The organism is Brachybacterium sp. sponge, assembly GCF_001613775.1.
GTDB classification, from domain to species: Bacteria; Actinomycetota; Actinomycetes; order Actinomycetales; family Dermabacteraceae; genus Brachybacterium; species Brachybacterium conglomeratum.
In genome coordinates this window covers 189612-203050 of record NZ_LRMP01000002.1, presented here as the reverse complement: position 1 = coordinate 203050, position 13439 = coordinate 189612, and the positions used below count along the sequence as shown (strand labels likewise).

At 73.0% G+C, this 13439-nt stretch carries 12 protein-coding genes; 4 read left to right on the top strand and 8 right to left on the bottom strand.

What is annotated here, in order from left to right; all coding sequences use genetic code 11:
* Positions 1–16: 16 nt before the first annotated feature.
* From A4A78_RS08965 to A4A78_RS08940, 6 genes are all read right to left on the bottom strand, one after another.
* A complete protein-coding gene (locus tag A4A78_RS08965) occupies positions 17–568 on the bottom strand; it encodes a DUF1992 domain-containing protein (protein WP_231881003.1) in 552 nt (183 codons plus the stop codon).
* Positions 565–1017: an SRPBCC family protein gene (locus A4A78_RS08960; protein WP_062948471.1), complete on the bottom strand. Its 453-nt coding sequence runs from the start codon at positions 1015–1017 to the stop codon at positions 565–567. The genes A4A78_RS08965 and A4A78_RS08960 overlap by 4 nt, the downstream gene beginning before the upstream one ends.
* Positions 1014–2234: a YncE family protein gene (locus tag A4A78_RS08955; RefSeq protein ID WP_062948469.1), complete on the bottom strand. Its 1221-nt coding sequence runs from the start codon at positions 2232–2234 to the stop codon at positions 1014–1016. The genes A4A78_RS08960 and A4A78_RS08955 overlap by 4 nt, the downstream gene beginning before the upstream one ends.
* 93 nt (positions 2235–2327) lie before the next feature.
* A complete protein-coding gene (locus A4A78_RS08950) occupies positions 2328–3368 on the bottom strand; it encodes a GNAT family N-acetyltransferase (protein WP_062948467.1) in 1041 nt (346 codons plus the stop codon).
* A 117-nt stretch (positions 3369–3485) separates the two neighbouring features.
* Positions 3486–3986 (bottom strand): DUF1648 domain-containing protein, encoded by a 501-nt coding sequence (locus tag A4A78_RS08945; RefSeq protein ID WP_062948465.1) that lies wholly within the window; start codon positions 3984–3986, stop codon positions 3486–3488.
* Positions 3983–5149, bottom strand: a complete 1167-nt coding sequence (locus tag A4A78_RS08940; protein ID WP_062948463.1) for an AAA family ATPase — start codon at positions 5147–5149, stop codon at positions 3983–3985. Before A4A78_RS08940 ends, A4A78_RS08945 begins: the two co-directional genes overlap by 4 nt.
* 569 nt (positions 5150–5718) lie before the next feature.
* On the opposite strand from A4A78_RS08940, the gene A4A78_RS08930 reads away from it, so the two are divergent.
* Positions 5719–7398: an HNH endonuclease signature motif containing protein gene (locus A4A78_RS08930; protein ID WP_231881002.1), complete on the top strand. Its 1680-nt coding sequence runs from the start codon at positions 5719–5721 to the stop codon at positions 7396–7398.
* Here A4A78_RS08930 and A4A78_RS08925 read toward each other — a convergent pair.
* Complete coding sequence (locus A4A78_RS08925; RefSeq protein ID WP_062948457.1) at positions 7349–7960, bottom strand: isochorismatase family protein; 612 nt, start codon at positions 7958–7960, stop codon at positions 7349–7351. The genes A4A78_RS08930 and A4A78_RS08925 overlap by 50 nt on opposite strands.
* 71 nt (positions 7961–8031) lie before the next feature.
* On the opposite strand from A4A78_RS08925, the gene A4A78_RS08920 reads away from it, so the two are divergent.
* Positions 8032–10089, top strand: a complete 2058-nt coding sequence (locus tag A4A78_RS08920; RefSeq protein ID WP_062948455.1) for an NADPH-dependent 2,4-dienoyl-CoA reductase — start codon at positions 8032–8034, stop codon at positions 10087–10089.
* A 32-nt stretch (positions 10090–10121) separates the two neighbouring features.
* Positions 10122–10598, top strand: coding sequence for a nucleoside deaminase (locus A4A78_RS08915; protein WP_062948453.1), 477 nt, complete (start codon positions 10122–10124; stop codon positions 10596–10598).
* On the opposite strand, the gene A4A78_RS08910 is transcribed toward A4A78_RS08915, so the two are convergent.
* Positions 10592–12466 carry a penicillin-binding transpeptidase domain-containing protein gene (locus A4A78_RS08910; protein WP_062948451.1) on the bottom strand — a complete coding sequence of 625 codons (1875 nt, stop codon included), beginning with the start codon at positions 12464–12466 and terminating at the stop codon, positions 10592–10594. The two genes, A4A78_RS08915 and A4A78_RS08910, sit on opposite strands and share 7 nt — an antisense overlap.
* A 29-nt stretch (positions 12467–12495) precedes the next feature.
* Between A4A78_RS08910 and A4A78_RS08905 the strand changes: the two genes are divergently transcribed.
* Positions 12496–13407, top strand: a complete 912-nt coding sequence (locus A4A78_RS08905; protein ID WP_062948449.1) for a PfkB family carbohydrate kinase — start codon at positions 12496–12498, stop codon at positions 13405–13407.
* The last annotated feature ends 32 nt before the right edge of the window (positions 13408–13439 follow it).

Sequence of the window (13439 nt, the reverse complement as noted above, 5' to 3'; positions counted from 1 at the left end):
CACGACGGAAGGACGGTCAGGTCGGAGAAGGACCGTGCGAGCCGTGCGTCGAGGGTGAGCACTCGCACGGCCCGGACACCCGCCCACCCCGTCGGCCGAAGGGCCACCACCGCCGGCGCCGGGCCGGCGGCGCGGCATCCGGCGGGGAGGGGGCCGACGGCACGGCAGGACCCGCTGCCCGCACCTCACGCCACCGCGCCACCGCGTCGTCCCCGTCCCACGCCGGCGCCAGCATCCGCTGGAAGGGGTTCGCGCGCCGGTCCTCGTGGACGCGCTCGGTGAAGTCCGCGGCGTACTCGCGCACGGCCTTCTCGTCGGGCAGCGCGGCGAGGGTCTCGTCGCGGCGCTCGTACTCCTTGCGCAGCAGCACCACGACGGGCAGCAGCGCCTCGGAGTCGATGTCGCCGCTGGCGATGCGCTGGTTCACCCACCAGTCGGGGTCATGGGTGTCCGGCAGGTCCAGGGGCTTCCCGGCGCCGGGCAGGTCGTCGAAGTCGCCGCGCCGCGCCGCCGCCTCGATGGCGGACTCGATCCTGGCGACGTCCGGGTCCATCGACGGCGTGCTCACGCGCCCTCGGCGAGCTCCGCGAGGCGGTCGATCGAGGCCATGAGCTTCTCCGGCGTCATCTGCCGCGCCTTCGCGAGACGCGCCTCCTGCGAGGCGGGCAGGTCGGAGAAGTCGTAGACGTGGGTGACCAGGGTGCGCCCGTCCTCGAGCGGCTCGAGGACCCAGCCCCACTGGTGGCCGGCCGGCTGCTCGCCGTGGGGCGCGGGGCGCCAGGCGATCTCGCGACCCTCGACGACGGCGACGACGTGGTTGTCGCGCACCCCGCCGTTGCGGTTGGTCATCACGAACACGTCGCCGACGGCGCGGACCCGCTGGCCTGCCTCGGCGCCTGCGAGGTTGTCGTTGCCGTCCCAGCGCGGCTGCTCGGCCGGGTCGGCGATGAGGTCGAAGAGGGCGGCGGCGGGGGCGGCGATCTCGCGGGAAGCCGTGACGACGGCGTGGGCGTTCATGGCTCCATCGTGCCATCACGCGGGGCGGTGTCGTCGAAGACGTCGATCGACCCGGCATAGTTCGCGACCCACACCCGGCCGTGGGTGGGCTCGTAGGTGATGCCGATCGGGTTCTGGCCCACCTCGACGGTCTGGATCTCCTCGAGCGTCTCGGCGTCGAACTTCGTCACCGTGTTCGCGTAGTAGTTCACGACGTACAGCGCGAGCCCGTCGGGCGAGATCGCCATGGTGCGCGGCTCCCGGCCGGTGGCGACCTCGCGCAGCACCTCGCCGGTGGCGGTGTCGAGCTCGAGCAGCCGGTCGTCCCCGGACTCGGTGAGGTACATGCGGGACGCATCCGGGGAGAGCACCAGATGGCGGGGCTTGCGGCCTGTCTCGAGCACGAGCTCGCTCTCGCCGGTCTCGAGGTCCACGCGATACAGCTCGTCGGCGTACATCGCGGTGACATAGGCGGTGCGGTTGTCGGGCAGGACCACGGAGCCGCGCGGTGCGGAGTCGACGGGGATCTGCCGGATCTCCTCGCCCTTCTCCAGGTCCACGACGGAGACGCTCGAGTCGCACCAGTTCGAGACCAACGCGACCGAGCCGTCGGGCGAGAGGGAGATGAACTTCGGGACCCGTCCCACCTCGATGACCTGGTCCCATTCCTTCGTCTCGAGGTCCAGGCGGTACACGGCGCTGTTCCCAATCGCGTCGCCGGCGGCGCAGTCGTCGGTCGCGGTCTCCCCCGCCCCGGGCCCCTTGAGCGAGTACTGGGAGACGTAGGCGAACCTCCCGTCGGGCGAGAACACCGCCTCGACCGGCGCACCCGTCGTCTCCCCGGCGCGGTCGGGGTACCCGAACTCGGAGAGGTCCACGGTGTCGGGGACCGTCGCGGCGAGCTCGAGGCTGCTCGCGTCGTACAGCGTCGAGGTGTGGTTGTACATCATGTTGTTCGCGATGACGTCCCCGGCCGGGCTCGCGACCACGGACTTCGGCGAGATGTCCCCGGTGATCCGGTCGCGGTGCACGAGCCGGGTCGTGTTCGAGGGGTCGCCGATCGGCTCCTGCACGGCCGCCTCGGCGGGAGAGGCGGCGTCCTCAGGACGCAGCATCGAGGTGCCGAGCCCCGTGACCGCACCGCCGGCAAGCACGAGCGAGAGGATCGCCATCGCCACGGTGAACTGGTGCGAGCTGCGGCCGCGGCTCGGCGGCTTCCTGCGATGCTTCGCCTCCACAGCGCCCCCTGACCGCTCTGCCCGAATCCTCAGGCATGAACCTACGGGGCGGAGCAGGGCGATGGTGTCAGGCGCGCACGGCAGGCGTGTCGCTCAGCCCGCCCGCCTGCCCTGCATCACGACCTCATGGAAGAGCAGCTCATACCCGAGCTTCTCGTTGACCTGGATCATCCACGGGTTCACGTGCGAGTTCCAGGTGACCAGCGAGCGCAGCTGCGGAGCGAGCTCGGCGAGGCGCCGGTGGGTGGCGACCTTGAGCCCGAGGCCCAGCCTGTGCCCGCGGTGCTCGGGCATGACCAGGGTGTTCTCCTGGTAGCCGAGGGTGCTGCCGGGCGCCTCGTGCACGTGCACCTCGGAGTTGCCGACGAACTCGCCGTCCGGCGCGACAGCCACCGCGACGATCCGGATCGTGCCCGCCTCGCGCATCCGCCGCTCGCTCACGCGGATCCGCTCGGGGGTGTACTCGGCGGGCTCGTGCTCGACCTCCTCGTCGGGCTCGTCGATCTCGAGCTGGGTCAGTAGCCGGCCGTAGGCGCTCAGGTGCTCCTCGGGGATCTCCCCGACCCACTGCTCGATCCGGTACTCGCCGCGCTTCTGCGCCGACTCGGCCTCGAGCGCGTCGAGCCGGGCGGGGTCCAGCGGCAGCGGCAGCGCCCGGCACACGGCGAGGTTCTTGCGGGTCACGCCGAGCCGGGCGGCGATCCGGTGCACGGGGTGGGCGGCATCCTCCGGGTCGACGCCCGCCTCGATCTCGCCGTACGCCTCGACGAGCGTGCGGCCGGACTGCGCGATCGCGGGCAGCAGCGCCTCCTCGACCAGCGCGGTCGCGATGCCCTGCCCCCGGTGCGCGGGATGCACGGCGACGCCGACGGAGATCGACTCGAGGTTCTCCTGCTGCGGCGTGAAGGTCATCGCGCGGCCGACGAGCATCTCCCCGCCCTCGAGCGTCTCGGCGAGCGCGATCCAGCGCCGCACCGTCCAGTACGGAGTGTCCTCGAGGCCGGCGCGCAGCTGCGCGAGGCTCTCCTCCTGATGACCGCCGTAGACGTGGTCGTCCAGCGCCTGCTCGAGGGCGCGGTACTGCTCGAGCTCCAGGTCGGAGGCGGCGTCCAGGGGACGGATCGTCAGCTGCATGTGCGCAGTCCACCACGGCGCGGGACCGCCGGGCGACGGAATATCCTCGAGCCTCCTTCACCCTCCCCTCGGGGCACGGACGGGCGCGTGCGCGCTACTCGACAGCATGAACCGGCCTCAGCGGGCGGCCCGCACCATGCGGACGATCCCCACCGCCGACGCGCCGATCAGCCCGGCGATCCCGAGCACGAGCAGCGCACCACCACCGCCGAGGATCACCGACCACGCGATGCCGAGGTAGAGCACCTGCATCCCGAGCAGCGTCCAGACCATCAATCGCTCACCCTCGCGGTACATGGTCTGGGCGTTGCTCCCGGTGATCTCGACCGGATAGTTGAAGCCGCGCGGCCGGGTGGAGATCGCGGCGAGCGGGAGCGACAGCAGAACCATCACACCGGAGATGACCAGCAGCGACCACTTCGGACCCCAGTCGTCGGCCTCTCCGGCGGGGCCGAAGTGGGTCGCGACGGTCTCCGGAAGGGACGGGTAGGCGATCAGCAGCCAGGCGGTGATCGCGGCCATTGCCAGCACGGAGATCCACCGCAGCACGCGCGTGACCGGCCCGGTGCGGTAGGTCCGGGCGGGCCGGTCGGCCTTCGTCGTGGGGGTGCCCGTCATGCGCGCCTCCCGCGATGGGACCGTCGGACGCCGCGATCGGGTTCGACGTCGGCCCCCACGCCCTCCCGCTCCTCGTGACGCAGCGCCTCGTCGAGATAGGGCAGCGCGTACTCGACGAAGCCGCGCCCGGCGGGGCGGATCAGGTCGTCCTCGATGAGCCGCTCGCGGTAGGTGGACTGGTTGCGCGGGTCGATGCCCATCCGTCGGGCGATGTCGCCGACGGCCGACGGGCCCTCGTCCTCGAGCATCGCCAGCAAGTACTCGCGCTTGCGGGCGCTGAGGCCGCGCAGCGCCGGGCCGTGGACGTTCTTGATCATCGCCGCGACGACGGTGTCCCGCGCCCCGCGGACGTCCTCGACCTCGATCACGTCGGCGTCGCCGCTGTTCTGCCAGGCCTTGGAGCCGATGAGCTGGATCAGGTAGGGGTAGCCGCGGGAGATCTCGCCGGCGAGCACCGCGGCCTCCGGGGTGATCGACTTCGCGGTGTCGGCGACGGTCATCCGGATCGCCTCGGCGGCGGTGCCGACGTCGACGCTGCCCACCTCGAGCCGGTGCGCACGGCGCAGGAAGGTGGTGCGCTCATGGTCCAGCAGCGCATCGACCCCGGTGCGCACCCCGGCGGCGAGGAAGGCGACGGCGTGCCCGGAGCCGATGAGGTCCTGCACGTGCTGGGTGAGGGCATGGAGCTGGTCGCGGTCGGCGGACTGCAGCTCGTCGAGGGTGATCAGCAGCCCGCCGCCCTCGGCCTCGGCGAGCGCGGCGAGGCGGTCGAGCACGACGGTGAGCGGCTCCCCCTCCCCCTCGTAGCGGTGCACGATGTCGCGCTGGGCGGAGACGTTCATGACGCGCGCGGAGGTGAGGCGGGAGGTCTCCGCCTCGGGATCGATCTCGCGCAGCCGGGAGATGGCCTGGCCGCGCAGCTCGTCGAGCAGCGAGGTCGACGAGGTGTGCATCCTGAGGTCGATCCAGCCCGCCTCCAGGGCGAGCTCGCGGAACTCGGTGAGCAGCACGGTCTTGCCGGCGCCGCGCTGGCCGGAGATGAGGATCGCCCGCGCCTCGGGCACGGTACCGGCGAGCGCCGCGGCGAACTCGTCGATCGCGATGTCACGGCCCGCGAGGATGATCGGCGTCAGGCCGAAGCCCGGGGTGAAGGGATTCGTCATGGAGCCATCGTGCCGTGTGTGTCGGTGTATGTACAGGCGTGGGGACGGGGAGGAGCGGACCCGCTCGGCCCCGCCCGGCTCGACGAGGCGGCCGACGGGAGGTCGCGACACCATGACGACTGATCGACGGACCACTCCTCCATATTCACAGAAAGGGCAATTCCACAAAAGTCTTTTCATTGAGCCCCGAGAAGCATCCACGACATCCTCGTCAGAATCATTTTCACCCCACGCTCACCAGACCACCACCAGATCGCCTGCGCGTCGACCCGACGGTCCCACCCACCACACCCCTCAACCTCCGAGCACCCGCGCCACCAGCAGACACGCCGTACCACACAGGTCCGACAGTCGAGCCCGCCCATCCACACCTCCACCCCCCCCCCAGCCATGACCCTCCCTCCACACACCTCGGTTATCCACAGATTCATCCCCATTCCATCCCACCCCTTCCCCGGTGGCGCCTTCTCGAATATTCTGGAGGCGTTACGCGATGGAGCGATCCGGCATTCTCCCAGGCCGAGGAAGGAGGGGGCACGATGGGCGAGTTCGACCAGCCAGGTGACTGCGTGGCACAGCAGTCCGAGCACGGTGCGGCGCCGGCAGCACAGCGGGCTGCCGCCGCGGCCTCCGTCAGCCCCGCCTCGACCCCGACGTCGGCCCCGACACCGCGGTCCGGCGCCCTCCTCCCGCCCGTGACGGTCCCGGACCTGCCGGCATGGCGTGCCCGCTCCCGTCGGCCGCTGACCACGGAGCGGATCCTCGAGGAGGTCGGCGAGGGGACCGTCGAGTCAGGGCGCGTGATGGCACTGCACCGCACCGCACTGACCCGCGCCCGGCTGTACGCCCACCACCTGCGGCTGCTGGAGACCTTCTTCCGCGAGGACCCGGAGGTGCAGGGCCGCCCCGAGGACGCGGACATGGCCGCGCTGAAGATCGCGGCCGGACTTCGCTGCACGTACAACCAGGCCTGGAGCCAGGTGCTCGATGCGCACCGGGCGGTCGAGATCATGCCGCTCACCTTCGAGTACCTGCGCCGCGGCGATCTCACCGAGGCGATGCACCAGATGCTCCTTCGTCGGGTGCGGCGACTGACCGACGAGCAGGCCGCCCAGGTCGACGCCCACATGGCGACGATCGAGCTGCCGTCCGTCCCCCTCGACACCTTCTCCCGGCACCTCCGTCTCGCCGTCGAGCTCGCGACCGCCGGTGCCCTCCCGGCCCCGCCCTCGCAGAGCCGCGACGTGGAGATCGTCGACGTCGACTCCACCACCGGCACCGCCTCGCTTCTGGTCACCGGCCCGATCCTGGAGATCAAGGGGCTCGCCCACCGGCTTGACGTCGCCGCCCGCGACGTGCAGCGCGCCCAGCGAGCCGTCCTCCAGGACGGCGCCGAGGGACCACTCCCCTTCGACCTCGACGGCGACCTCGCCGAGCGCGGCGCACCGCTCTCGCTGCGCACCCTGCGCTACGCGATCCTCGCCCACACCGTGCTGGACACCGACCCGGTGCAGGAGACGGCCTCTCCGTACAAGCTCCTGGTGACGGTGCCGGTGATGACGCTGCTCGGACGGGACGACGCCCCGGCCCCGCTCGAGGGCACCACCCCGATCCCCGCCGAGCTCGCCCGGGACCTCGCGGCCGGGGAAAGCGTCTGGACCCGGATACTCACCGATGCGGTCCGCGGCACGCATCTTCCCGTGCTGCCCGAGACCTACCGGCCCAGCGCTGCGATGCGGCTGCAGCTGCGATTGCGCCACCCCGTCTGCGCAGCGCCCGGCTGCACCCGCCCCACCGCGACCGCCGCCGAGGACGACCACATCCTCGAGTACGACCACGAGCACCCCGAGCGCGGCGGCCCGACCTCCCTGGCGAACCTCCATCGACTGTGCTGGCAGCACCACCAGATGAAGACCGCCGGCCTGATCGACCCGACCCGCGAGCCGGTCGACGACAGCGCGCCCACCCGGCCGCTCACCACGCACTGGACCCTGGGCGAGGACCTGCGCACCACCACCGAGGAGGCCACCGACCTGCTCACCCCGCACACGGTCAGGCTCCTCGAACATGCCGCGGCCGAGCACGAGCGCCTCACCGCCGAGGCCCGCAGCCTCCACGCCGAGGAAAAGGCCCGACCCCGCACGGAACGCGTCGCCGAGGACCGGCGGGCCGCTCTCGCGAAGGCCGCCGGCCGGAAGGTCATCCCTCCCGGGAACCCGCCGCCGGATCTCGGCGATCCACCGTTCTGACCACCTCGACACCCGCCGCGGCAAGCTCCTCCTCGAGCTCCGCGACGCCCGAGGGATGCACGGCGGCCGTCATCTCCCGCAGCACCCGCACCGACGCGCCGGCCTCGCGGGAGCCGAGGGCCGTGGCGCGCACGCAGAAGTCGTAGGCGAGGCCCACCACGTCGATCTCGCAGCCAGGGACCAGCGCCTGCACCGAGTCGCCCGTGCCGACCACGGTCCCCTCGAGCACGCTGTACGACGGGACCCCGTGTCCCTTGTGCACGACCTCCACCCGGTCCTCCACCGCCATGATCGCCGGATGCAGCGCCGCGCCCTCCGTGTCCGCGACGCAGTGCACGGGCCAGGTGTCCATGAAGTCGGGGTTCACCGCGAAGTGCCCGCCGTTGTCGGTGTCCCCGCGGTGCCAGTCCTGGCTGGCGAGGATCCGGTCGTAGTCCCCGCTCCGGGTGCGGAGGTACGAGGCGATCCGCTCCGCGACCGCGCCGCCGCCGTCGACGCCGAGCGCACCGCCCTCGCAGAAGTCGTTCTGGACATCGACGATGATCAGCAGACGCGTCGTCATCGAGGGCTCCTCGCAGCAGTGTGGGACCGGTCCGTTCCAGCGTACGCGGACGAGCTGGCAGAATCGCAGGCATGTCCTCCCCTCAGCACTCCGCCGCAGCGTCGCGGTACCGATCCCTGCTCTCCCCGCTCGACCTCGGCCCCTTCGAGGTCCGCAACCGGATCGTGATGGGGTCGATGCACACGGGACTCGAGGACGATCCGTCGGACGCGAAGAAGCTCGCCGCCTACCTCGGCGAGCGCGCCCGCGGCGGCGCGGGGCTGATCGTCACCGGCGGCTTCTCCCCGGACCGCAGCGGCCGACTCACCCCGCGCGGCTCCCAGGCCGACGCCCGCACCCTGCGTGCCCACGAGCTGATCACCCGCGAGGTCCACGAGGCTGACGGACGGATCGTCCTGCAGCTCCTCCACGCCGGCCGCTACGCCTTCCACCCGCTGTCCGCCTCGCCGAGCGGCGGGAAGTCGCCGCTGTCCCCGTTCCGCAGCCGTCGCCTCACCCGCAGCGGGGTGCAGCGCACCATCGATCACTTCGCCGAGGCGGCCCGTCGCGCCGCGGACGCCGGCTACGACGGCGTCGAGATCATGGGCAGCGAGGGCTATCTGCTCAACCAGTTCCTCGCCCCGGCCACGAACCATCGCCGGGACCGCTGGGGCCGCACCTCCGAGGGCAGGCGCGCGGTGCCGCTCGCGATCGCCGCCGCGGTCCGGGACGCGATCGGGAACGACGCACTGCTGAGCTACCGCATCTCCCTGCTGGACCTGGTGCCCGAGGGGCAGACCTGGACCGAGACCACCGCGCTCGCGCAATCCCTGGTCCGCGCCGGCGTGGACGTGCTCTCCACGGGGATCGGCTGGCACGAGGCCCGGGTGCCCACCATCGTCACCTCCGTGCCGCGCGCCGCCTTCGCCGAGCAGACCCAGCACCTGCGCGAGCTGGTCGGCGTCCCCGTGGTCGCCTCGAACCGCATCCACGACCCGGACGTCGCCGAGCAGGTGCTCGCCTCCGGGCAGGCGGACCTGATCTCGATGGCGCGCCCGCTGCTGGCCGATCCGCAGCTGCCGAACAAGCTCGCGGACGGCCGCGCCGGACAGGTCGTCGCCTGCATCTCCTGCAACCAGGCCTGCCTGGACAAGGTGTTCGACGGGAAGCGGGCGAGCTGCCTGGTGAACCCGCGCGCCGCCCACGAGACCGAGCTGGTGCTGACGCCGGTGATCGAGCGCCGCATCCGGAAGGTCGCCGTCGTCGGCGCGGGCCCGGCGGGGCTCGAGGCGGCGCTGGCCGCCGCCGAGCGCGGCCACATCGTCACCCTCTACGAGGCGACGGACGAGATCGGCGGGCAGCTGCGGCTCGCGGCACGGATCCCGGGCAAGGAGGATTACGCGCAGGCGCTGCAGTCCTGGCGGATGCGGCTGGCCGCGGCGGGCGTCGGGATCCGGCTCGGGATGCGGCCGACGGCGACCGAGCTGCAGGGCTTCCATGACGTCATCGTCGCCACCGGCGTCGCGCCGCGGGAGATCTCGCTGGAAAGGAGCGGCGGGCCGGAAGTGATCAGCTACGCCGACCTGCTCGAGGGGCGGGCCGAGGCCGGGGACCGCGTCGCGATCATCGGCGCGGGCGGGATCGGCGTGGACGTCGCCGAGTACCTCACCGCGCCGCGCCCCTCCCCCACCCTGGACGTCGCGCGCTGGCGGGAGCACTGGGGCGTGGTCGACGCCGACTCGACGCGCGGCGGCGTGATCACCCGCCCCCGCGAGGAGACGCGACGCGAGGTCCACCTGCTGCAGCGCAAGGAGACGCGGATCGGCGCGGGGCTCGGCCGGACGACGGGGTGGGTGCACCGGGCGGAGCTGCGCCATGCCGGCGTGATCCAGCACCGCGGCGTGACCTACGAGCGGATCGACGAGGCGGGACTGCACATCACCGAGGACGGCGAGGCGCGGGTGCTCGATGTGGACACGGTCGTGGTGTGCGCGGGGCAGGTCAGCGTGAACGCGCTGGCCGACGAGGTGATCGCCGAGCGGCGCGGCCGCGCGCCGCGGGTGCACGTGATCGGCGGGGCCGACGTCGCCGCGGAGCTCGACGCGGAGCGGGCGATACGCCAGGCCGTGGAGGTCGCCGCGGGGCTGTAGTCTCGGCGGTCCCGGCCCCGAGGAGGCCCGCGATGGACCATCCCGATCCCACCGAGACCCTGCAGCGCACGATCGCCCTGGCCACCGCCAACGTCGCCGACGGCGGCGGACCGTTCGGCGCCGTGGTGCGCCTGCCCGGCGGGGAGCTGGTCGAGGGCGTGAACCGGGTGACCGCCACGAACGATCCCACCGCCCACGCCGAGGTCGCCGCGATCCGGGAGGCCTGTGCACGCAGCGGATCACCGGAGCTGCGCGGCGCAGTGCTGTACGCGAGCTGCGAGCCGTGCCCGATGTGCCTGGCCGCGGCGCTCTGGGCGCGGCTGGACCTCGTGGTGTTCGCCGCAGGCCGCGGGGACGCCGCTCGGGCCGGCTTCGACGACTCCGCCTTCTACGACTACTTCGCCCAGCCGGGCCGCCACGCCGTGCTCCCCGTCGAGCAGCACCGGCACGCGGACGCGGTCGCCCCGTTCGACGCGTGGCTTGCCCGCGAGGGGCGCACCGCCTACTGACCCGCGAGCACCTCGCGGGCGATCGGGCCGGCGGTGACGGAGCCGTAGCTGCCGTCCTCGACGAAGGCGGCGACGACCAGGTCGCCCTGGGCGACGATCACCCAGGAGTGCAGGGCGAGCTCGCCCTCCTCGTTCGTGTACTCGGCGGTGCCGGTCTTGCCGATCACGGGCTCGCCGGGCAGGTCCGCGAAGTCGTCGAGGCTGCCGTCGGTGACCACGCCGCGCAGCATCTCCTGCATCTGCGCGGCCTCGTCCTCGGTGAGCGGGGTCGGGATCTCGGGGGCGGTCGGCTCCTGGTCGGCGAGGATGCGCGGGGTGACCGTGGAGCCGTTCTGGACCGAGGCGAGCACGGTCGCCATGGCGAGCGGGGAGGTGAGCACGCGGCCCTGGCCCATCATCGCCGCGGCGTGCTCGACGCCCTCGTCGGTCGGGTCGATCGAGCCCATGAAGGCGTCGAGCCCGGCCGGGGCCTCCTGGCCGATGCCGAGGGTGGTCGCGGCGTCGGCGAGCTCGGCCTGGGTGACGGTCTCGTGCTGCAGCAGCAGTGCGGTGTTGCACGAGTGCGCGATCACCGAGCGCAGCGGCATGGTGCCGAACAGGGAGGGGTCCATGGAGTCGGCGTTCTTGAAGGAGCGTCCGGCGACCGAGGCGGTCTCGGGGCACTGCAGCTCGGTGTCCGGGGTGACGCCGGCGCGCAGCAGCGACAGCGCGGTGACGGTCTTGAAGGTCGAGCCGGGCGCGTACTGGCCCACGAAGCCGACGGGATAGGACTGGCCGGTCGGGCCGAGCGCCGCGGCGAGCACGTCGCCGGTGGAGGCGCTGAGCGCGATGACGGCCGACGGGGAGTCCTCGTCGGCGATCGCGGCGGTGGCGCGGCGCTGCAGGTCGTCGTCCAGGGTGGTGCGCACCGTGGTGCCGGCGACGGGCTCCACCTGGTGGAGCGGGCGCTCCTGCTCGCCGCCGGTGGCGACGATCTCGAGGCCGGAGGTGCCGAGGATCGCGTCCTGCTCCGCCGCGAGGACGCCGCCGGTCGCGACCTGGTCGCCGGCCTGGATGTCGCCGCCGGAGTTCTCGACGTCCTCCGCGGTCGCCTCGCGCAGGGAGCCGAGCACGCCGGGGGCGTAGTCCCGCTCGAGGGCGAGGGGACGCTGCTCCTCGAGGGCGTGGAAGCCGGGGACCTGCCCGGCCTTCGCGAGGTCGTACTCCCCCTCGTCGCTGACGCGGATCGTGAGCGCGGGGACGAAGGCCTCCTCGCCGGCGCCGGCGACGCTCTCGGCGTAGCGGTCCGCGTCGGTGCCGAGCGCGGCGGCGAGGTCGCGGGCGGAGGAGTCGAGCTGATCGGCGGAGAGCTGGGACGTGTCCAGGCCGAGGACCTTCACGTCGCGGGGGCCGTACAGCTGGGTGCCGTCGCGGTCGGTGATGGTGCCGAGCTCGGGGTCGACGGAGCGCACGGCGAGCGTCTCGCCGTCCTCGAGCTCGGGGCCGAGGGCCGCGGGGGTGAGCTGCGGGGCCCAACCGTCCTCGCCCTTCGTCAGGGTGGCGGTGGTGGTGTACTCCCAGGTCCCGGCGTCGTCCGGGAGGGTCCAGGTCCAGTCGTAGGTGGCGGTGCGGCTGCCGTCCTGGGCCTCGCCGGCATCGGCGAGGGTGACCTCGGGGGTCGCTCCCGCGTCGCGGAGGGCGCCGAGCACCTCGGCATCGAGGTCGGAGCCGCCCTCGGCGAGGGTGCCGGCGAGCTGCTCGGCGGCGTCCGTGCCGTCGTCGGCGGCGGAGCGCCAGAAGGCGATGCCGCCGAGCACGAGGGCGATGACCGCCAGCGCGGCGATCACGATGATGACGGGGGTGCGGCGGCGGGCGGAAGCGGGGGCCATCGGGCCATGCTCCCACCTACACTCGGGCCATGTCCCGTGTGCTCCACACCGCCCAGGCCCTCGTCGACGTGATCCTGGAGGTCGACGCGCTGCCCGCGCGGGGCGGGAACACCAACGCCCGCACCGAGCGCCGCTACGCCGGCGGGGCCGTGACCACGCTGCTCGCGGCGGCGCGCACCGGGGCGGAGGCCGTCCACGGGGGCGCGCACGGCACCGGCCCGAACGGGGACCTGATCCGCGAGGTGCTGGGGGCCGACGGGGTCGCGGTCTCGGACGTCCCGCGCGAGGACGCCGACACCGGGTACTGCGTGGTGCTGCTGGAGCCGTCGGCCGAGCGGACCTTCCTCACCGTGTACGGGGCGGAGCGGGAGGTGACCGCCGAGTCGTTCGCGCGGCTGGCGCCCCGGCCCGGGGACCTCGTGTGCGTCTCCGGATACAGCCTGTTCGAACCGACCCGGGAACCGCTGCTGGAGTTCCTCGAGGGGCTCGAGGAGGGCGTCGACGTGGTGCTGGACCCGGGCGACCCCTTCGCCTCCTTCCCGCGCGCGCTGCAGGACCGGATGCTCACCCTCACCACGGTGTGGACCTCCAACGCGGACGAGGCGCGGGCGCTGACCGACCTCGACCACCTCGAGGACACGCCGCAGGCGATCCGGCGCCGACTGCGGCCGGGCGCCGTCGTCGTGGTGCGCGACGGGGAGCGGGGCTGCCACGTCTTCCATCACGGGCGCGGCACCGAGATCCCCGCCTTCCCGCAGCCGCCGGTGGACACCAACGGCGCCGGCGACACCCACACCGGGGTGCTGCTCGCGGAGCGCGCGCTCGGCGCGGATTGGGAGTCCGCGGCGACCCGCGCCAACGCCGCCGCGGCGATCGCGGTGACGCGGCGCGGGCCGCAGAGCGCCCCCTCGCGGGCGGAGGTGGACGAGTTCCTCTCCTGACCTACGATGGCGTAAGGACGGCCACGGGAAGG

Bases quoted from the DNA above. Each gene is read 5' to 3' on its own strand.
- A4A78_RS08915 (WP_062948453.1), top strand. From the start codon at position 10,122: ATGGACCATCCCGATCCCACCGAGACCCTGCAGCGCACGATCGCCCTG.
- A4A78_RS08945 (WP_062948465.1), bottom strand. From the start codon at position 3,986: ATGACGGGCACCCCCACGACGAAGGCCGACCGGCCCGCCCGGACCTAC.
- A4A78_RS08960 (WP_062948471.1), bottom strand. From the start codon at position 1,017: ATGAACGCCCACGCCGTCGTCACGGCTTCCCGCGAGATCGCCGCCCCC.
- A4A78_RS08905 (WP_062948449.1), top strand. From the start codon at position 12,496: ATGTCCCGTGTGCTCCACACCGCCCAGGCCCTCGTCGACGTGATCCTG.
- A4A78_RS08925 (WP_062948457.1), bottom strand. From the start codon at position 7,960: ATGACGACGCGTCTGCTGATCATCGTCGATGTCCAGAACGACTTCTGC.
- A4A78_RS08910 (WP_062948451.1), bottom strand. From the start codon at position 12,466: ATGGCCCCCGCTTCCGCCCGCCGCCGCACCCCCGTCATCATCGTGATC.
- A4A78_RS08920 (WP_062948455.1), top strand. From the start codon at position 8,032: ATGTCCTCCCCTCAGCACTCCGCCGCAGCGTCGCGGTACCGATCCCTG.
- A4A78_RS08950 (WP_062948467.1), bottom strand. From the start codon at position 3,368: ATGCAGCTGACGATCCGTCCCCTGGACGCCGCCTCCGACCTGGAGCTC.
- A4A78_RS08940 (WP_062948463.1), bottom strand. From the start codon at position 5,149: ATGACGAATCCCTTCACCCCGGGCTTCGGCCTGACGCCGATCATCCTC.